Source organism: Janthinobacterium kochi (assembly GCF_051380715.1).
GTDB lineage: Bacteria > Pseudomonadota > Gammaproteobacteria > Burkholderiales > Burkholderiaceae_D > Janthinobacterium.
In genome coordinates this window covers 113,059-130,687 of sequence record NZ_JBNYXO010000012.1, presented here as the reverse complement: position 1 = coordinate 130,687, position 17,629 = coordinate 113,059, and the positions used below count along the sequence as shown (strand labels likewise).

The 17,629-nt window shown below is 62.5% G+C and carries 18 protein-coding genes; 4 read left to right on the top strand and 14 right to left on the bottom strand.

The genetic code is table 11. The features are described 5' to 3' along the window. Positions 1 to 3: 3 nt before the first annotated feature. On the bottom strand, positions 4 to 633 hold the full coding sequence (locus ACQ4WL_RS22275) for an outer membrane protein assembly factor BamE (RefSeq protein WP_436511737.1): 630 nt from the start codon (positions 631 to 633) through the stop codon (positions 4 to 6). A gap of 195 nt (positions 634 to 828) precedes the next feature. Between ACQ4WL_RS22275 and fur the strand changes: the two genes are divergently transcribed. Next, positions 829 to 1,260: a ferric iron uptake transcriptional regulator gene (gene fur / locus ACQ4WL_RS22270; RefSeq protein ID WP_099761922.1), complete on the top strand. Its 432-nt coding sequence runs from the start codon at positions 829 to 831 to the stop codon at positions 1,258 to 1,260. A gap of 48 nt (positions 1,261 to 1,308) precedes the next feature. On the opposite strand, the gene hrcA is transcribed toward fur, so the two are convergent. Together hrcA and ACQ4WL_RS22260 are read right to left on the bottom strand one after the other, a co-directional pair. Continuing rightward, positions 1,309 to 2,325, bottom strand: a complete 1,017-nt coding sequence (hrcA, locus tag ACQ4WL_RS22265) for a heat-inducible transcriptional repressor HrcA (RefSeq protein ID WP_034745713.1) — start codon at positions 2,323 to 2,325, stop codon at positions 1,309 to 1,311. Between the two features lie 116 nt (positions 2,326 to 2,441). Then, positions 2,442 to 3,167 carry an HAD family hydrolase gene (locus tag ACQ4WL_RS22260; protein WP_436511700.1) on the bottom strand — a complete coding sequence of 242 codons (726 nt, stop codon included), beginning with the start codon at positions 3,165 to 3,167 and terminating at the stop codon, positions 2,442 to 2,444. A 243-nt stretch (positions 3,168 to 3,410) separates the two neighbouring features. Between ACQ4WL_RS22260 and ACQ4WL_RS22255 the strand changes: the two genes are divergently transcribed. Next, positions 3,411 to 4,004, top strand: a complete 594-nt coding sequence (locus tag ACQ4WL_RS22255; RefSeq protein ID WP_436511699.1) for a hypothetical protein — start codon at positions 3,411 to 3,413, stop codon at positions 4,002 to 4,004. Positions 4,005 to 4,040: 36 nt separating this feature from the next. Next, on the top strand, positions 4,041 to 4,622 hold the full coding sequence (locus tag ACQ4WL_RS22250; protein ID WP_436511698.1) for a hypothetical protein: 582 nt from the start codon (positions 4,041 to 4,043) through the stop codon (positions 4,620 to 4,622). A gap of 186 nt (positions 4,623 to 4,808) precedes the next feature. On the opposite strand, the gene mmsB is transcribed toward ACQ4WL_RS22250, so the two are convergent. From mmsB to ACQ4WL_RS22225, 5 genes are read right to left on the bottom strand one after another with little or no spacing between them, the layout of a single operon-like run. Further along, positions 4,809 to 5,750, bottom strand: coding sequence for a 3-hydroxyisobutyrate dehydrogenase (gene mmsB / locus ACQ4WL_RS22245; protein ID WP_436511697.1), 942 nt, complete (start codon positions 5,748 to 5,750; stop codon positions 4,809 to 4,811). Continuing rightward, a complete protein-coding gene (locus ACQ4WL_RS22240) occupies positions 5,735 to 6,850 on the bottom strand; it encodes an enoyl-CoA hydratase/isomerase family protein (protein WP_436511696.1) in 1,116 nt (371 codons plus the stop codon). The genes mmsB and ACQ4WL_RS22240 overlap by 16 nt, the downstream gene beginning before the upstream one ends. After that, positions 6,843 to 7,628: an enoyl-CoA hydratase gene (locus ACQ4WL_RS22235; RefSeq protein WP_436511695.1), complete on the bottom strand. Its 786-nt coding sequence runs from the start codon at positions 7,626 to 7,628 to the stop codon at positions 6,843 to 6,845. Before ACQ4WL_RS22235 ends, ACQ4WL_RS22240 begins: the two co-directional genes overlap by 8 nt. Next, entirely contained in the window at positions 7,625 to 8,785 is a 1,161-nt protein-coding gene (locus ACQ4WL_RS22230) for an acyl-CoA dehydrogenase family protein (protein WP_436511694.1), read from the bottom strand. Before ACQ4WL_RS22230 ends, ACQ4WL_RS22235 begins: the two co-directional genes overlap by 4 nt. 9 nt (positions 8,786 to 8,794) lie before the next feature. Further along, positions 8,795 to 10,291 (bottom strand): CoA-acylating methylmalonate-semialdehyde dehydrogenase, encoded by a 1,497-nt coding sequence (locus ACQ4WL_RS22225; protein ID WP_436511736.1) that lies wholly within the window; start codon positions 10,289 to 10,291, stop codon positions 8,795 to 8,797. A 181-nt stretch (positions 10,292 to 10,472) separates the two neighbouring features. Between ACQ4WL_RS22225 and ACQ4WL_RS22220 the strand changes: the two genes are divergently transcribed. Further along, on the top strand, positions 10,473 to 11,855 hold the full coding sequence (locus tag ACQ4WL_RS22220) for a short-chain fatty acyl-CoA regulator family protein (RefSeq protein ID WP_436511693.1): 1,383 nt from the start codon (positions 10,473 to 10,475) through the stop codon (positions 11,853 to 11,855). Here ACQ4WL_RS22220 and ACQ4WL_RS22215 read toward each other — a convergent pair. Genes ACQ4WL_RS22215 through ACQ4WL_RS22190 form a run of 6 tightly spaced genes read right to left on the bottom strand, consistent with a single transcriptional unit; the run spans position 11,852 to position 17,606 of the window. Continuing rightward, entirely contained in the window at positions 11,852 to 12,913 is a 1,062-nt protein-coding gene (locus ACQ4WL_RS22215) for an adenosine deaminase family protein (RefSeq protein ID WP_436511692.1), read from the bottom strand. The two genes, ACQ4WL_RS22220 and ACQ4WL_RS22215, sit on opposite strands and share 4 nt — an antisense overlap. 25 nt (positions 12,914 to 12,938) lie before the next feature. Beyond that, on the bottom strand, positions 12,939 to 13,883 hold the full coding sequence (locus ACQ4WL_RS22210) for a nucleoside hydrolase (RefSeq protein WP_436511691.1): 945 nt from the start codon (positions 13,881 to 13,883) through the stop codon (positions 12,939 to 12,941). Between the two features lie 18 nt (positions 13,884 to 13,901). Then, positions 13,902 to 14,933 (bottom strand): ABC transporter ATP-binding protein, encoded by a 1,032-nt coding sequence (locus tag ACQ4WL_RS22205; RefSeq protein ID WP_436511690.1) that lies wholly within the window; start codon positions 14,931 to 14,933, stop codon positions 13,902 to 13,904. Between the two features lie 13 nt (positions 14,934 to 14,946). Then, entirely contained in the window at positions 14,947 to 15,726 is a 780-nt protein-coding gene (locus ACQ4WL_RS22200; protein WP_278317216.1) for an ABC transporter permease, read from the bottom strand. After that, positions 15,723 to 16,562, bottom strand: coding sequence for an ABC transporter permease (locus tag ACQ4WL_RS22195; protein WP_436511689.1), 840 nt, complete (start codon positions 16,560 to 16,562; stop codon positions 15,723 to 15,725). The genes ACQ4WL_RS22200 and ACQ4WL_RS22195 overlap by 4 nt, the downstream gene beginning before the upstream one ends. Before the next feature lie 21 nt (positions 16,563 to 16,583). Continuing rightward, positions 16,584 to 17,606 carry an ABC transporter substrate-binding protein gene (locus tag ACQ4WL_RS22190; protein ID WP_436511688.1) on the bottom strand — a complete coding sequence of 341 codons (1,023 nt, stop codon included), beginning with the start codon at positions 17,604 to 17,606 and terminating at the stop codon, positions 16,584 to 16,586. Positions 17,607 to 17,629 lie beyond the last annotated feature (23 nt).

The following is a 17,629-nucleotide window of genomic DNA, read 5'->3' as shown; positions in this document are numbered from 1 at the left end:
AACTTATTTCGTGGGCTCGGCAGTCGGTGCAGGTTCGGCGGCAGGGGCAGGTGCGGGGGCAACGCCAGGCTTGCTCACAGGAATGGCTGGCGCGGCATCGGCTGGCACGGGCACGGCGCTTGGCGCCACGGGCGATGGTACGGCAGCGGCAGGCACATCGGCCTTGGCGACCTTGGCGAACGGCGACGGACCGGCGATACGGTTGATGTATTCTTTCTCCGTCGGCAAGTTGCCGCCTTCGAAACGTTCAACTTTGCCATCCTTGCCAAAGTACACAACCACACGGCTGCTGGTGGTTTCGCCACTGCCCCGTGCCAGGCGGAATGGATAATCCCAGCGGTCGGCATGGAAGATATCGGTCAGCAGGGAGGTGCCAAGGACGAAACGCACCTGGTCGCGCGTCATGCCTACTTTCAACTGGGCCAGCATCTCTTCGGAGACAAAGTTGCCTTGTTGAATGTCAGGACGATACGGCGAGAAAAACCACATGAATTTTTGCAGCGGCGTAATGGTGTTCGTTTGTGCGCCCTGTTCGGGGACCACTTCCTTGCCTTCTTTTTGGCTGGCTGCCGGCTTTTCGCCAAGGATGCCGCGGCTGGCGCAGCCGGACATGGCCAGCGCGACACAGACCATGCCTGCCACGACTGGTGCTCGAAATGAAATACGGTGCCAGAGAGATGGCAATACAGCCGGTGTTACGCGCATAAATGACCTCAATTGGATGAACAAAACGCCAGGAGTGACCGGCCTGCCAAAAAATGCATATTTTGGCACTCCCCGACAAAACGCTATATGATAAAGCACCTGACCCACATACGAGCAACAAACATGAGTAACAATCCTAGTGATCTCAAGGCAAGCGGCCTGAAAGCGACCCTGCCACGCCTGAAGATACTCGATATCTTCCAGAGTAGCCCGGTACGTCACCTGACAGCAGAAGACGTCTATAAAATTCTGTTGGCCGACAATATGGATGTCGGTTTGGCAACCGTCTACCGTGTCCTGACGCAATTTGAACAAGCAGGCTTGCTCAACCGCAACCATTTTGAAACCGGCAAGGCAATTTTCGAGCTCAACGAAGGTTCCCACCACGATCACCTGGTGTGCCTCGACTGTGGCCGGGTCGAAGAATTCTTCGACGAAGAGATCGAAATCCGCCAGCAAAAAGTGGCTGAAGAGCGCGGCTTCAAAATTGCCGAACACGCCTTGGCCATCTACGGCAACTGCATCAAGACAGCCTGCCCGCACAAAACCGCCTGACGCTTGCCGGCCGCTCCCACGGGGCGGCTGGCGCAGCAGTGAGCAGCATCAATGATGGCTGAGTGCGCTCGACAGTAATTTAGCCGTGATATCGACGATCGGAATGACGCGCTCGTACGCCATGCGCGTCGGTCCGATCACCCCCAACGTTCCCACGATCTTGCCGTTGACTTCATACGGCGCCGTCACCACGCTCATCTCATCCATCGGCACCAGGTTCGATTCGCCGCCGATGAAGATCTGCACGCCCGTTGCCTTGCTCGACACGTCGAGCAGCTGCATCAAGCCCGTTTTTTGCTCGAACATGTCGAACATCTGGCGCAGCGAATGCATGTTCGATGACAGATCGCTCACGCTGAGCAAGTTGCGCTCGCCGGAAATCACCATGTCATCGCTATGGTCGGCCATCGCTTCGCTGCCCGCTTCCACCGCCGCCTGCATCAGGCTGCCCATGTCGTCGCGCAACTGGCGCAATTCACCCTGCAGGCGCACGCGCACGGCATCGAACGACAAGCCGCCATAATTCTGGTTGATGTAATTGGCCGATTGCACCAGTTGCGCCGGCGTGTAGTCAGCCTCCGTCAGCAGCAGGCGGTTCTGCACGTCGCCGCCCGGGGCAACGATGACGAGCAAGATGCGCTTTTCGGACAGGCGCAGGAATTCAATTTGCTGGAACACGGATTCGCGGCGCGGACTGAGCACGACGCCGGCAAACTGCGACAGCGACGAGAGCATCTGCGCCGCGTTGGCGATGGTTTTCTGCGGCTGCGGCGTCTGCAGGCGCATGCGCGACTCCACCAGATGCTCATCCAGATGCCGGACGGTCAGCAAGGTGTCGACAAAGATACGGTAGCCGCGCGGCGTGGGTATGCGACCGGCCGAGGTATGCGGACTGGACACATAGCCGAGTTCTTCCAGATCGGCCATGATGTTGCGGATCGTGGCCGGAGACAGGTCAAGGCCGGAGATTTTCGACAAGGCGCGCGAACCGACCGGCAGGCCGTCGGCGATATATCGCTCGACCAGGGCTTTCAGCAGTGTTTGGGCACGTGTATCGAGTTGCATGGTGTCTTAGGTAAGCAAATATTCTTTAAGCAAGTATTCTTTAGGCAAGCGGCAACGAAAGCGGCCGAACGTGCATCAACAGCACCTATTATGCACGTTCGCCCGTCCGGCGGTGATCAATCTTCCAGTTGCCCCTGCAGCCACAGCAGCAACTCGTCAAAGTTGGCGCAGATGGCGTCGGGCTGCACGCCGGCGGCCAGGTGGGCGTCGCTGCCCTTGCGGTTCATCCAGACGGCACGCATGCCCGCCCCTTGCGCTCCCGTCACGTCGAAATGCAGGTCGTCCCCCACATACACGGCTTCATGCGGGGCCACCTCCAGCGCGGCGCAAGCGGCCAGGAAGATGCTGGCATCGGGCTTGGCCACGCCAAACTCGCTGGCGGCAATCGATACCTTGAAATGCTGCGCCAGGCCGATAATTTCAAGGTCCGCATTGCCATTCGAGATGGAGCCGACCAGCATGCGCTGTCCCATCCAGGCCAGGCCAGGCAAGACGTCGTCATACGGCTGGACGCGGTTGCGCGCGGCCAGGAAGTGCACGATGGCCTGCTCGACCAGGGAGGCATCCTCGCCAGCGGTCTCAAAGGCCGCCAGCAGGCCGGCGCGGCGCAACTCGATCAGGTTGCCATGGAAATGCGGTTGTTCCTCGAGCATGGCCAGACGGTGCTGGCGCAGCACCTCGATGGAAAACTGCTGCGCCACCCTGGGCGCATGCGTAGCCAGCCAGTCGTGCAGCAGGGTTTCGGCGGCGGCAATCACGGGCGCGATGGGCCACAAGGTATCGTCGAGATCGAACAGGATGGCCTTGGGCGGCACGGCGGGTTTGACAGGGGCAAGAGACATGGGATTCACGATGGATGCCGCGCCACAGTGCGCAGCCTGCATCTATTGTCGCACTGATCGCCGCCGCCGGCATGGCGGTGCCCCGTGAAATGGGGCCGGGCCAGCGCTTCCCGGCGAAAAATTGTTACAGGGTGATACAAGGCAAGATCATTCAGCTTGCCAGATAGACTAAAATAGGCGCCATTCCAATGCGGCGCCAGCGTCCGCGTTGCGCTACCCAACCTAATTCGTTTTGGAGAATGTATGAAAAATTTGTACCTGCGCTCGATGCTGGCGGCGGCTTGCGCCGTCACACTGGCAGCTTGCGGCGGCAGCGGCGGCAACCTGTATCTGCAAGTCAACGTCGGCGGCCTCGCCAAGGATGGCCTGATTCTCTTGAATGACGGGGAACGCTTGCCGGTTCCCCTGGGCCAGGGCACCGTTGTTTTCACCAAGCTGGTCAAGACCGATGACCGCTACGATATCACCATCGCGCAACAGCCGAACGGCGCCGTTTGCAGCATTACCAATGGCAGCGGCAAGGCATCGAGCTATTCCGTGACCACGGCCGTGGTGAACTGCAAGACCAATACCTACGCGCTGCGCGGTACGATCACGGGCCTGACCGCTGGCGGCTTGCGCCTGGTGATGGGTCCCACCGGCACCAGCCCACGGGCTGGCACCACCGCCTACGAATTCAAAGACGTTGATGACGGCGCCAAATACGGCATTACCGTACTGACTCAGCCAACGGGCCTGACGTGCCGCTTCCAGGGCTCCATCAACGGCAGCGATACGGCCGGCAAGATGGGCTCTGCCGACACGACCGCGGCCACACTCGACTGCACGCCGCAGTAATCCTTGCGATCCGTCACCTAATTTTTGGAGAAATACATGAAGTTATCTTGCTTGCGCCCACTCGCCGCGCTGCTGCTGACCCTCGGACTGGCCGCTTGCGGCGGCAAGGCCTCGTATGATGTCAGTGGTTCCATCGGCAACTTGAACACCAACGGCCTGATCCTGGCCAACGGCGGGGAGGACCTCCCGGTTGAAGCCGGCCAGACCAGGTTTACCTTTAAAAAGCGCATCGACTATGGCACCGACTACAACATCACCGTCAAGCAACAACCGGCCCATATGACTTGCGGCATCAGTGGTGGCTCCGGTTCGGCTGGCCATTACATCAACATCAGCGCCGCTGTTTCTTGTTCACAAAACGCGTATAGCGTGGGCGGCACGATTTCCGGCCTGACGGTCGAAGGCTTGGAGCTGATTAACGGCAATGCAACCACCACAGTGGCCAAGGATGCCACGACCTTTACCATGGCTAGCCCTGTTGCCGATGGCACCACCTACAACGTCACCGTCACCGCCCAGCCTAAGGGTCTGAAGTGCGAGGTACAGCCGGGCACAGGCGTCGGCACCATGGGCGAAGCGAATGTGACGACGGTGAAGATCGCCTGTAATCCGGTCTGAGTTGCGGGAACGGTAGCCGCTGCGCGGCTACCGGGAAGAGATATCACTGAAATATATAGTTGATATTCCAAAGATAAATTGGAGTTATATGTGGCGATGCAACATAATGCATCTGTCTCCTCCAACTCTTCCAAGAATTGGATTTAGCCCGCTTTTACCAGCGGGCTTTTTTTTGCCCAAAATTTCTCAAACGGGCTTGTTCAACCCTGGCTGCAGCATGTGCACGATGCTGGAGAAATCCAGCTGCGCATAACCGGCTTGCGCATGCATCTGGTACAGTTGGCGCACCAGGCCGCCCAAGGGCGTGGGCGCGTTTGCCGACAGGGCCGACTGCTGCGCCAGACCCAGGTCTTTCAGCATCAGCGCCGTGCCGAAGCCGCCAGTGTAATTGCGCGACGCGGGCGTGCCCTCCATGACGCCGGGCCACGGGTTGTACACTTCCAGGGTCCAGTTGCGGCCCGAACTCTTGGCCATGATGTCGGACAACACTTTCGGGTCCAGGCCATGCGCCACGCCCAGGTTCAGCGCCTCGGCCGTACCGGCCATCAAGATACCCAGCAGCATGTTGTTGCAAATCTTCGCCACCTGGCCCGCACCCGCCTCGCCCGCATGAAAGATGTTCTTGCCCATCTTTTCCAGCAATGGACGCGCCTGCTGCAAGGCCGCTACACTACCGCCGACGATGAACGTCAGGGTGCCGGCCGCCGCGCCCGCCGTGCCGCCCGAGACGGGCGCATCGATCATGGCAAAGCCCCGTTCGCTGGCCGCCTGCGCCACTTGGCGCGCCACGTCGGCGGCGATGGTGCTGCAATCGATGAACAGGGCGCCCGGCTTGGCCGAATCGAGCACCCCGCCGGCCGCCAGGTACAGTTCCTGCACATGCTTGTTGGCTGGCAGCATGGTAATGACGGCATCAGCCGTCTGCACGGCCGCGCTGGCGGATGCGGCCGCCGTAGCGCCCGCCTCGACCAGGGACGCCACGGCCGCCGGCGCCAAGTCGAAGACGGAGACGTGGAAGCCGGCGGCCACCAGGTTGCGGGCCATCGGGGCACCCATGTTGCCAAGGCCGATGAAAGCGATATGTTGCATTTTTAGAGTCTCCTGTTGTTCTTTTAATGCAGGTCGCACAAAGGATGGCTATCCCATGGCGCCGTGAAATATTCATTGAGATACGTTGCGCTGACGTCGGCCAGGCTGGCCGGCTGCCATTGCGGCGCGTTGTCCTTGTCGATCAGCAAGGCGCGTACGCCTTCGCTGAAGTCCGCATGGGCGCAACATTGCACAGCAACGATCAGTTCCAGCTGGAACACTTGCGCCAGGCTCAGATGCCGCGTGCGTTCGCGCATGGCCCAGACCAAAGCGGCCGAGCTGGGCGCGCCCTTGTCCAGAGAGTGCGCCGCCTTCTGCAGCCAGGCCGAGTCCCCGTCATAGGCGGCGATGGCCGCCACCACTTCGGGCAAGGTGGGCGCTTGCGTCAGCGCGGCGATGGCGTCGAAGTTGGCGCGCACTTCGGAGACGGGCAGCATGGATGCCGGGGCCGAAAAGCCGCGCAGCAAGCGATCCAGCTGCTCGCTGTTTTCCTGCGGGCTGGCTTGCCATTGCGCCAGCGCCAGAGCGTCGAGCACCATGGCGCGCTCTTCCTGGCGCAGGAAATAGTCGCCGAGGCCCGCAAACAGGGCGTCGGCCGCGTTCATCGGCGCACCCGTCAAGCCCAGGAACAGGCCGCTGCGTCCCGGCATGCGGCCCAGGAACCAGCTGCCGCCCACGTCGGGGAACAGGCCGATCGTGATTTCCGGCATGGCGATGCGCGTGCTTTCCGTCACGACGCGGTGGCTGGCTCCCGCCATCAGGCCCAGGCCGCCACCCATGACGATGCCGCCGCCCCACACCAGCAGCGGTTTTGCATACGTATGGATGCGGTGGTCGAGCCGGTATTCCTCGGCAAAGAAAGCCAGCGCCTGCGGGTTCGGCACGATACCTGGCTGCTCGGCAACTGCCGAGCGCAAGCTGCGCACGTCGCCGCCCGCGCAAAAGGCCTTGTCGGTCGACGATTGCAGCACCACGCAGGCGATGGCCGCATCACTGGCCCAGCGCACGAGGGCGCCATCGATGGCGCGGATCATTTCCAGGGTCAATGCGTGCAAGGACTTCGGTGCGTCGAGGGTGATGACGCCCAGCTTCATGCCGCCGGGGCAGTCACGTTCTTCTATCTTGACGGTCTCAACCATTCTTCCACTCCGCCGCACGTTTCTCCAGGAATGCTTGCACGCCTTCTTTCTGGTCTTGCGTATCGAACAGGCCCAGGAACAGGGTGCGTTCATCGGGCAGGGAATTGACCAGCGGATGGCTGCGCGCGCCCTGGATCAGGGTCTTGCATGCCGTCACGCTGCTGGGGCTCTGGCGCGCCACCTTGGCGGCCAGGGCCAGCGCCGTGGCGGCAGCCTTGCCCGTCGGCACAACTTCCTCGACCAGGCCGATGGCCAGGGCCTTGGCCGCATCGACCCGCTCGCCACATAAAATCATGCGCTTGGCCCAGCCTTCGCCTACCAGCCACGGCAAGTGCTGCGTGCCGCCCGCGCACGGCAGCAAGCCGACCGATGCTTCCGGCAAGGCCATCTGCGCATGTTCTTCGGCAATACGGATGTCGCAAGCGAGCGCGCATTCGAGCCCGCCGCCCATGGCATAGCCATTGATGGCGGCGATGCTGACGCCGCGAAACGCCGAGAGCGCCTCAAACGCCTCGCCAAAGGCGGCGGCCATGGCAAACGCCGTGTCCTTGTTGCCATCGGCAAACACTTTCAGATCGGCTCCCGCCGAGAAGAACTTGGCGCCGCCGCCCGTGATCACCAGCGCATACACGTCCGGGTCTGCATTCAGGTCGGCCACCAGCTGCGTCAGCGCATTCAGGCTGGCCTGGGTCCACGTGTGGGCGGGCGGGTTGTCGAGGGTCACCAGGGCCGTGTGGCCGCGGCGTTCCAGCAGCAGATTGGTATACACTTTAGTCATCGTAAGGTCTCCGTGGCGCCATCTTTCAAAATCGCTCGCGCGACGATCAGGCGCATGATTTCATTCGTCCCTTCCAGGATCTGGTGCACTCGCGTGTCGCGCACGTGGCGCTCAAGCGGGTACTCGCGGATGTAGCCGTAGCCGCCGTGCAGCTGCAGCGCATCGTTGGCCACATTGAAGCCCGCATCCGTGGCGAAACGTTTGGCCATGGCGCAATACGCGGTGGCGTCCGGGCTTTCCTGGTCCAGTTTCCAGGCCGCCAGGCGCACCATCTGGCGCGCCGCCACCAGTTCCGTCAGCATGTCGGCCAGCTTGAATTGCAAGGCCTGGAATTGCGCCAGCTCGCGGCCGAATTGCGTGCGCTCCTTCATGTACGCTTGCGCGCGCGTGAGGGCCGCCTGCGCCGTGCCCACCGAGCACACGGCGATATTAATGCGCCCGCCATCGATGCCCTTCATGGCAATCGCAAAGCCTTCGCCTTCCGCGCCCAGCAAATTGCCAACAGGCACTTTCACCTGGTCGAAGCTGATGATGCGCGTGGGCTGGCTGTTCCAGCCCATCTTTTCTTCTTTCTTGCCATACACGATGCCGGGCAAATTCGCCGGCACGGCAAACGCGGAAATGCCCGCCGCGCCCTCGCCGCCGGTTCTCGCCATGACGATCAGCATATCCGTCTGGCCTGCGCCGGAGATAAACGCTTTCGTGCCGTCCAGCACATAAAAGTCGCCCTCTTTCACGGCCTTGGTGCGCAGGGACGCCGCGTCGGAACCCGATTGCGGTTCCGTCAGGCAATAGCTGGCCAGCTTCTGGCCGGCTGCCAAGGCCGGCACCCACTCGTCGCACAGGGTTTCCTGCCCCCAGCGCGACAGCATCCAGGTGGCCATGTTGTGGATGGTGATGTAGGCCGTGGTCGAGGTGCAGCCGCCTGCCAGCTCCTCGAAAACGATGGCCGCATCCTGGCGCGACAGGCCCAGGCCGCCCCAGCGCTGCGGCGTGTACAGGCCGCAAAAGCCCATCTCGCCCGCCTTGGCGATCGTGTCCACGGGAAAGATCGATTCCGCATCCCAATGCGCCGCGTGCGGCGCCAGTTCGCCTTCGGCAAACGCGCGCGCCGCCTGCTGGAATTCGCGCTGCTCGTCGCTCAATTCAAAGTCCATGGCGGCTCCTTACTTGAGGCTGATGGTGGTGTTGACCTTGCCCACCGACGCCGCATCCGTGAACCAGCGCTGGGTGATGGTTTGCGTCTGCGTGTAGAACAACACGACTTGCTTGCCGAACGGACCCAGGTCGCCCAGTTTCGAGCCGCGCGAACCCGTAAAGCTGAACAGGGGAACGGGCACGGGGATGGGCACGTTGATGCCGACCTGGCCCACGTCGATTTCCTCCTGGAAGTAGCGTGCCGCCGCGCCGCTTTGCGTAAACAGCGCCGTGCCGTTGCCGTTCGGATTCGCATTCACCAGGGCGATCGCTTCGTCCAGGGTGTCGACTTCGACGACGATCAATACCGGGCCAAAGATTTCCTGGTCATACACGACCATGCCAGGTTTCACGCCGGACAAGATCGTCGGCCCGACGAAGTTACCGTTCGGATAGCCATCGACCTTGACGTCGCGGCCGTCCAGGGTCAGCACGGCACCCTGTTCGATGCCCTTGGCGACCAGGCTGAATACGCGCTCTTTTGCCGCGCAGGAAATCACGGGGCCCAGGTCCGGATTGTCCTTGCCCGCACCGACCGTCAGGGTTTGCGCCTTGGCGGACAGTTCCGGCAACCATTCGCGTGCTGCGCCCACCAGCACGGCGACGGACGCGGCCATGCAGCGCTGGCCGGCGGCGCCGAAGCCGGCACCCAGTAACTGGTTCAGCGTCTGTTCTTTATTGGCGTCCGGCAAGACGACGGCGTGGTTCTTGGCGCCCATCATGCATTGCGCGCGCTTGCCGTTCAGGCTGGCGCGCTGGTACACATGCGTGCCCACCTTGCTCGATCCCACGAACGAAATCGCCTTGATGTCCGGATGGTCGCACAGGGCATTGACCACGTCTTCGCCGCCATGGATCACGTTCAGCACGCCGGCCGGAATGCCCGCCTGCAAGGCCAGGCGCACGAGTTTTTCCGTCACCAACGGATCTTGCTCCGATGGCTTCAGCACAAAGGTATTGCCGCAGGCAATTGCCATCGGGAACATCCACAGCGGGATCATGGCGGGGAAGTTGAACGGGGTAATGCCAGCGCACACGCCCAGCGGCTGCATCACGCTGTAGGTATCGACGCCACCGGCCACGTTTTGCGCGTATTCGCCCATCTGCAGGGTGCCGATATTGGCGGCATGCTCGACCACTTCCAGGCCGCGGAACACGTCGCCTTCCGCGTCGAGCAGGGTCTTGCCCTGTTCCATCGTCAAGGTGGCGGCCAGGTCGGCCATGTTTTCGCGGATCAACTGCTGGAGTTTGAGGAAAATGCGCGCGCGTGCGCCGATCGGCGTCTTGCGCCAGGTTTTAAAAGCGCGCTGGGCCGAGGCGATGGCCGCATTGACTTCGTCCGGCGTGGCGAACGGTACACGCGCCAATACTTCCTGCGTGGCCGGGTTGACGACGTCGCGCCAGACGGTGGTCTGGGATTCAACCCACTCGCCGTTGATCAAGAGGGGAACTGTCGGAATATTCATTGCAGCAGCGTTTTGCGTGGTCACTCGGTGTCTCCTGGTGTGGGTATGGGTCTGTTTGCATTATTCGCACAATCGCCGCCGCAAACAAGGCGTGAAAATGCGAGATAATGCAAAGCTGAATCTGTTAATCTGCAAATATTGTAAATTTGCAGATTCCACAAACCGGGGAAGAGGAAGCGCGATGGCAAAGGTTTTCATGGGCGTGCGCCTGCAGCGGCTGCGCGAGGAACGGCGCATGACGCAGGTGGCGCTGGCCAAGTCCCTGGGCATTTCGCCCAGCTACCTGAACCAGATGGAACGCAACCAGCGCCCGCTGACGGTACCGATTCTGTTGCGCATCGGCACAGTACTGGGAGTCGATCCGCAAATTTTCTCCGAACACGACAGCGCCAGCCTTGTAGCCGACGTGCGCGACGTGTTCGGCGAATTGCCCGACGCGCCGCCAACCTCGATGGCCGAGCTCAAAATGCTGGTGGAAAACATGCCGGAACTGGCGCGCTCGATCTTGCTGCTGCAGCGGCGCTACCGCATGATGGCGGAGCGGGCTGACACGCTGGCCGCGCGCCTCGACGACGGCAGCCGCGGCGCCAGCTCGGCGGCGCCCTCCACGGACGAGGAAGTGCGCGAATACCTGAACCGGCGACAAAACTACATCGATGAACTGGACCGGGCGGCGGAGCTGGTGGCCGGCGAACTCGATCCGCAGCTGCGCACGCTCGACGCGCTGCAAAGCCGGCTACTGGAGCGCCACGGCATCCAGGTGCAACTGTCCGATGGCGATGCGGGCATGGTGCGCAAGCACCGTTTTGATGCCCAACAACACATCCTGTGGTTGCCCGACACCTTGACGGGCGGCCAGCGCGCCTTCCAGATGGCGGCGCAAATCAGCCTGCTCGAGCACAGCGAGCTGATCGACTCCCTGGTGCTGGCGGCGGGATTTTCCGGCGCCGCCGCGCAAACGAGCGCGCGTCTGGCGTTTTCCAACTATTTTGCGGGCGCCCTCTTGATGCCGTATCAACGCTTCTTGCAGGCGGCGGAAACGCGCGCCTACGATATCGAGCGTCTGGCGCACCAGTTCGGCGTGGGTTTCGAAGCCGTGTGCCACCGTTTGAGCACCATGCAGCGCCCCGAGGCGGCGGGATTGCCCTTCTTTTTCGTGCGCGTCGACCGCGCGGGCAATGTCTCTAAGCGCCAGTCGGCCACGGACTTTCACTTTTCGCGGGTGGGCGGCACGTGTCCGCTATGGATCGTGTACGACGCCTTCAGCCATCCGGGCCAGGTGCTCACGCAAGTGGCCAGCATGCCCGACGGCTGCACCTATCTGTGGATCGCGCGCCAGGTCAGCACGGCCTCGCCGGGCTTTCGCGCGCCCGGCAAAACCTTTGCCGTGGCCCTGGGCTGCGACATCTCGCAGGCGCACCGGCTGATTTACTCGAAGGGACTCGATTTGCACGACCCTTCCAGTGCCACGCCCATCGGCACGGGCTGCAAGGTGTGCGAGCGGCAGGCGTGCCCGCAGCGGGCGTTTCCGTCGCTGCTGGCACCGCCGCCCGTCTCGGCTTAAGACTCTTCGGCGACGCGCGCACGCAGCGCGTCGAACTCGCGCGTAAATTGCGCGCGCCAGTCGCGCCGCGTGGACTCGGCTATCCAGGCCGCATCGAGGCCATTCAACATGAAGCCGCGCATGTCATCCAGGCCGAAACCGAATTCGCGCATCATCATCCAGGCGCCAGTCGGCGTCACGTGGTGCAGGGTCGGGTCGTCCGTGTTCGGATGCAGTTTCAAGCCCAGCTTGGCCATGGCGCGGATCGGGTGATCGAGCGCCCAGCGCTCGGGCGCCAGCGTGCGCAGATAATACGAATTGGTTGGCACCACGGTAAATACCAGGCCACGTTCCACGCAGCGCTGCGCCAATTCCGGATTGTCGACAATCGTGTAGCCATGGTCGACGCGGTCCACCTGCAAGGCTTCAATCGCCGTCGCCACATTCATCCACGGCATGCCGAATTCACCCGCATGCGCCGTGCACTTGAAACCTGCCTCGCGCGCGACGCGGTAGGCTTCGATGAAGAGCTCCGGCGGGCGGTCGTTTTCGCGGTAGTCGATGCCAATGCCGATCACTTCCGGCGCGCGGTGCGCCTTCATCCATTCCACCATCTGCACCGCTTCCGCGGGAGCGGCTTCGCGGTCGATGCTGGGGATCAAACGGCCGATCACGCCAAAATCGCGCTGCGCGTCGCGGATGGCGGCCACGATGGCGTCTTGCGCCGCGTCATAGCGAATGCCCGAGACGCGCACGGTGCCGGTCGGATTCCAGAAAAACTCCGCATAGCGCACGCCGTGGCCATGCACGTCTTCCAGGTATTCGTAGGCGAGGCAATACAGGTCGGTGGGCGAGACGATCAGGTGCGCGTCGAGCGCGCGCAGCACGCGCAGCACGCCGACGGGCTTGTCGCCGCGCGTATAGAACGCGTCGATTTCCTCGGGGCTGACGACATTGCCCGTTTTGGCCGCCAGGGCACGGAAAGTCGCCTGGCGCACCGTGCCAAACAGGTGGCAGTGCAGCTCCACCTTCGGCATGGCGCGAAAAAACTGTTCGATGCTCAGGGGTGAATTAGACATGAAGCTCGTTTCGTAGTGAAGTGGGTCAGACGAGAATGGCGGCCAGGCGGCGCATCAAGCGCTCGATGGCGGCCGGGCCATCGGCCAGCATCGCCACCTGCGTGTTGATGGCGGCGCGGCGCGGCACGCGCAATTCGCACACCGTCATGCCGCGCGTCAGTTCGCCCGTCAATTCGATGGCCACGTTGGCGCTCTGGAACTGGAACAGCTGCGGCGCTTCCAGGTACAGGGCCACCACCGGGTCGTACATCGGCATGGGCACGGAACCGTCCGTGCTGCGGATGCGCACATACGCTTCCAGGTAGCCGGCCAGCCGCCGCGCGCGCGGCGTGTCGATGGCGCGCAGACGTTCCACTTCTTTATTCGTCACCAGCAGCTGGCGGCACAGGTTCAAGCCGAACATGCGCAGCGCAATGCCGGACTTGAAGACCTGAGCAGCCGCTTCCGGGTCCGCATAGATATTGAACTCGGCCGCCGCCGTGTGGTTGCCCTGGTCGGTGGAGCCGCCCATCAGGATGATTTCGACGATCTTGCCGGCGATATCAGGCGCCTTGGCCAGCGCGGTTGCGATATTGGTCATCGGCGCAATCGCCATGAGGGTGATCTGGCCAGGGTGAGCGCGCACGGCGGCGATCAGCGCGTCGACGGCGTGGCCGGCCGCATCCGTGGCGGCGCCGGGCGGCAGGATGTCGCCAGTGGTGGGCATGCCGCTGTCGCCGAGGATGCGCTGCGCCGTCTCGATGACGCCCGCCAGCGGTTCTTCGCAGCCTCGATAAATGGGCACCGTCAAGCCATCATGGGCCTTGATGCGCAAGGCATTGTCGTAGGTGATATCGACAGGCGCATTGCCCGCCACCACGCTTACGCCCAGCCACTCGATGTCGGGATTGCTGCCCAGGAGCAGCATCGTCAGCCAGTCGTCGAAACCGGGATCGGTATCGAGCCAGATCTTCTTCAAGGATTTGTCCATGATGCTCTCACTAGAAAGTCAGGCGGCCAGCCACAGGGCGCTATCGGATGGCAGCACGAAGGACACGGCCGTGCCTTCGCGCCAGGCGGCGCCACCGGCCGCGCAAATGCCCTTGACCTGGCCCAGCGGGGTTTGCAGCAGGTATTCGACGGTGTCGCCCAGAAAGCCCCGTGCCAGCACGGTACCTGGGTAGTTACCTGCCGCGTCATCGGCGGCGCAGACGCGCACCTTGTCCGGACGCCAGCCCAGCACCGTGGTGCCGGCAGCGACGGGAGACGTGTACGGCAGGCTGGCGCCCCCGTGGTGCAGCGCGCCGTCGCGGTAGTCGAACAGGTTTTCAAAACCCATGAAGTTGGCGACGAAACGCGTGGACGGCGTATTGAAGACGGCTTCCGGCGCGGCCAGCTGCTCGATGCGCCCGCCGTTCATGACGACGATGCGGTCGGATAGCGCCAGCGCTTCTTCCTGGTCATGCGTCACGTACAGCATGGTGATGCCCAGCTCGCGCTGGATGCGGCGCAGCTCGGCGCGCATCTGCACGCGCAGTTTGGCATCCAGGTTCGACAGCGGTTCGTCCAGCAGCAGCAGGGCAGGTTCGACGACGATGGCGCGCGCCAGCGCCACGCGCTGTTGCTGGCCACCGGACATCTGGGCCGGCAAGCGCGTCTCGAACCCCGTCAGTCCCACGGCGGCGATCACGGCTTCCACTTTCGTTTTCAGCAGGGCCGGCGCCACCTTGCGCAGACGCAGGCCGAAAGCGATGTTGTCGTACACGTTCAGGTGCGGGAACAGCGCATACGACTGGAACACCATGCCGATATTGCGCTTGTTCGGCGCCAGCTTGCCGATTTCGCGGCCATCGAGCACGATGCGGCCCGACTGCAGCGGCATCAGGCCGGCGATGGCGCGCATGGTGGTGGTCTTGCCGCAGCCGCTGGGGCCCAGCAGGGAAATCAATTCGCCCTGCTCGACGTGCAAATCCAGGTCTTTCACGGACGTCGTGTTCTTGGCGTAGCCGAGGTTCAGCTTGTGCAGTTCCAGATAACTCATGGTGTGTTGCCTCTTACATGTATTTAGAAATTCCCAGCACCTTCTCGGTCACCATCACGAAGGCCATGGTGAACAAGACCAGCAAGGTCGACAGGGCAGCAATCGATGGATCGAAACTGTTTTCCATATGCCCCAGCATCTCGATCGGCAGGGTGCTGATGCCCGGTCCCGTCAGGAACAGCGAGACGGGCACCTGGTTGAACGAGGTGACGAAAGCGAGGAAGAAGGCGGCGATCACGGCATTGCGGATATTCGGCAGCACGATCATGAAGAAGGCGCGCAGGCGCGACGCGCCCAGCGTGATGGCGGCATCCTCGATATCCACGCGCAAATTCACCAGGCTGGCGTACACCACGCGCACCGAGTACGGAATCAGCAGCGCGATATGGCCGATCAGCAGGCCCACGTAGACGGGCGCGTTGATGGTCAGCACCAGGTGATGCAGCAAGCCCAGGCCAACGAGGATGGCGGGGATGATCAGCGGCGACGTCAGCACCTGGCGGATGGCGCCGATGCCGGGCGGCGGCATGCGCGAAAACGCGTACGCGACGGGAATGCCCAGCAACAGCGCGATGACGGTGGCGATCAGGCCGATTTCCAGGCTGGTCTGGAAGGCGCGGCGGAACTCGGGCGCCGACCACACTTCGAGAATCCAGCGCAGCGAGTACGACTCGGGCGGGAAGGCCAGCGTTTCGCCGCCGGAAAAGCCCGCCAGCACGACGATGGCGAAAGGCCCCAGCAGGAACAAAAACACCAGCCACAGGACGGCGCGTGAGAACAAGCTTTCTTTCATACGGAACTCCGGCTCGAGGAAATACGTTTAAGGCCGGCATTCACCAGCAGGGTCATGCAGACGAGGATGACGGCGATGACATTCGCGGCGCCAAAATCGCTCTCCACGCTGACCTTCTGGTACAGCAGGGTTTCCAGCATCAGCACCTTGGTGCCGCCCAACAGGGCCGGCGTCACGTAGGCCGTCACGCAGCCCGTAAACACGAGCGTGCCGCCGACCACCAGGCCTTCCTGCGTCAGCGGCAGGGTGACCTTGCAGAATACTTGCCATGGATTGGCGCCCAGGGTGGCGGCAGCCGGTTCCACGTCGCGCGGCAGGTTTTCCAGCGCGCCCGCCAGCGACATCAGCATCAGCGGCAGCAGCAATTGCAGCAGGCCGACAAACACGGCGAACTCGCTGAACAGCAAACGCAAGGGCTCGTCCGTGAAACCCATGTTGACCAGCGCCGCGTTGAGGGCACCATTGCGGCCCAGCAGCACGATCCAGGCATAGGTACGCGCGATCGGCGAGACCATCAGCGGCAAGATCATCATGCCCACCACCAGCCCACGCCACTTCGGCGACACGCGCGCCACGGCTTGCGCGGCCGGATAGCCGAGGATGATGGCCGCCAGCGTCACCAGCGCGGCGATGCGCAGGGTGCGCCAAAAGATGGTGCGGTTAAATTCCTGCGAAAAAAATTCAATGAAGCGCTCAAAACCCCACTGCATGCCGTCGCCGACGCGGAAGGCGTCGACCAGCAAGGCCAGCACGGGCAGCAGGAAGCAGACGACGATAAAGATCAGCGCCGGCAGGACCAGCAGCAGTCCCAGGCGCTTTTTTGGATCAGCAAACATGGTGTTTTCTCCTCGTCACCACTATTTGCTCATGGCCTTGTTCCACTGCGTCATCCAGTTGCTGCGCTGTTTGATGATGGTTTCCGGCTTGACGAATTTCAGCGAACTGATTTGATCGGCGCCATAGGTATTGAATTGCGCGGCGGCCACCGACAGGCGCACGTCCTTGTTGACGGGCGAATCGATCAGGTTGGTCGCCAGCTGCGTCTGCACTTCCTTGGACAGCCAGAAATCCATCAGCTGGTAAGCCAGGTCCGCATTCTTCGAACCGGCAACGATGCCCATCACGTTCATGCCGGCCGCCTGGCCTTCGGCCGGGATGCTCCATTTCAGGGGCAGGCCCGTCTTGAGCATCTGCGACCAGGTGAAGCGCGCCACGGGCGCGGCCCAGATTTCATCCTGGGCGAACAGGGCGGCCAGCTGCGCGCTGTTTTTCGAGAACGTGACGACGTTGCCCTTCATGCCGACAATCTTGGCAAAGCCGGTGGCGTAGTCATCCGTCTTGCCGCCCCAGGCCGCATCGGCCATGCGCAGCATCAGCGGGCCCTGCGTGGTGCTCACGTCGGGGAAGGCCACGCGGCCCTTCAGTTCGGGGCGCCACAGGTCCTTCCAGGACGTCAGCGGGGCGATCTTGTCGCTGCGGTACACCAGGCCCACCGAGTACAGGGTGTAGCCGACGGCGTAGTTGCCGCCGATGGGGTTTTTCGCCACGTCATACAGAGCTTTGTAATTGCTCAACTTGGCGTAATCCATGGGCTGGATGACGCCCTTTTGCGCCGCTTCCAGCATGCCGGAATCGGACAGCAGCACCAGGTCGATCACCGGGTTCTTGGCATGCACCACCAGCTTGGCGATGCGGTCCGCGTTATTCCCCGTTTCCACCTTGATATCGCAACCGCATTTGGCCTTGAACGGCTCGTACACATACTTCATGAACAAGGGTTGGGCAATCGGGTAGGCCGAAATGACCAGCGCGCGTTTTTCCGCGTGGGCGGCGTTAGCCAGCAAGCCTAGGCTCAACGCCAACATGAGGTGCTTTTTCAAGATGCTTCCTTTCAGGGGAAGGC

What these genes read in the sequence shown, in the direction of transcription:
- ACQ4WL_RS22210 (WP_436511691.1), bottom strand. Translation starts at nt 13,883, where the DNA reads ATGGACAAATCCTTGAAGAAGATCTGGCTCGATACCGATCCCGGTTTC.
- ACQ4WL_RS22215 (WP_436511692.1), bottom strand. Translation starts at nt 12,913, where the DNA reads ATGTCTAATTCACCCCTGAGCATCGAACAGTTTTTTCGCGCCATGCCG.
- ACQ4WL_RS22230 (WP_436511694.1), bottom strand. Translation starts at nt 8,785, where the DNA reads ATGGACTTTGAATTGAGCGACGAGCAGCGCGAATTCCAGCAGGCGGCG.
- fur (WP_099761922.1), top strand. Translation starts at nt 829, where the DNA reads ATGAGTAACAATCCTAGTGATCTCAAGGCAAGCGGCCTGAAAGCGACC.
- ACQ4WL_RS22205 (WP_436511690.1), bottom strand. Translation starts at nt 14,933, where the DNA reads ATGAGTTATCTGGAACTGCACAAGCTGAACCTCGGCTACGCCAAGAAC.
- ACQ4WL_RS22240 (WP_436511696.1), bottom strand. Translation starts at nt 6,850, where the DNA reads ATGGTTGAGACCGTCAAGATAGAAGAACGTGACTGCCCCGGCGGCATG.
- ACQ4WL_RS22195 (WP_436511689.1), bottom strand. Translation starts at nt 16,562, where the DNA reads ATGTTTGCTGATCCAAAAAAGCGCCTGGGACTGCTGCTGGTCCTGCCG.
- ACQ4WL_RS22255 (WP_436511699.1), top strand. Translation starts at nt 3,411, where the DNA reads ATGAAAAATTTGTACCTGCGCTCGATGCTGGCGGCGGCTTGCGCCGTC.
- ACQ4WL_RS22220 (WP_436511693.1), top strand. Translation starts at nt 10,473, where the DNA reads ATGGCAAAGGTTTTCATGGGCGTGCGCCTGCAGCGGCTGCGCGAGGAA.
- ACQ4WL_RS22200 (WP_278317216.1), bottom strand. Translation starts at nt 15,726, where the DNA reads ATGAAAGAAAGCTTGTTCTCACGCGCCGTCCTGTGGCTGGTGTTTTTG.
- ACQ4WL_RS22235 (WP_436511695.1), bottom strand. Translation starts at nt 7,628, where the DNA reads ATGACTAAAGTGTATACCAATCTGCTGCTGGAACGCCGCGGCCACACG.
- ACQ4WL_RS22275 (WP_436511737.1), bottom strand. Translation starts at nt 633, where the DNA reads ATGGTCTGTGTCGCGCTGGCCATGTCCGGCTGCGCCAGCCGCGGCATC.
- hrcA (WP_034745713.1), bottom strand. Translation starts at nt 2,325, where the DNA reads ATGCAACTCGATACACGTGCCCAAACACTGCTGAAAGCCCTGGTCGAG.
- ACQ4WL_RS22250 (WP_436511698.1), top strand. Translation starts at nt 4,041, where the DNA reads ATGAAGTTATCTTGCTTGCGCCCACTCGCCGCGCTGCTGCTGACCCTC.
- ACQ4WL_RS22225 (WP_436511736.1), bottom strand. Translation starts at nt 10,291, where the DNA reads ATGAATATTCCGACAGTTCCCCTCTTGATCAACGGCGAGTGGGTTGAA.
- ACQ4WL_RS22260 (WP_436511700.1), bottom strand. Translation starts at nt 3,167, where the DNA reads ATGTCTCTTGCCCCTGTCAAACCCGCCGTGCCGCCCAAGGCCATCCTG.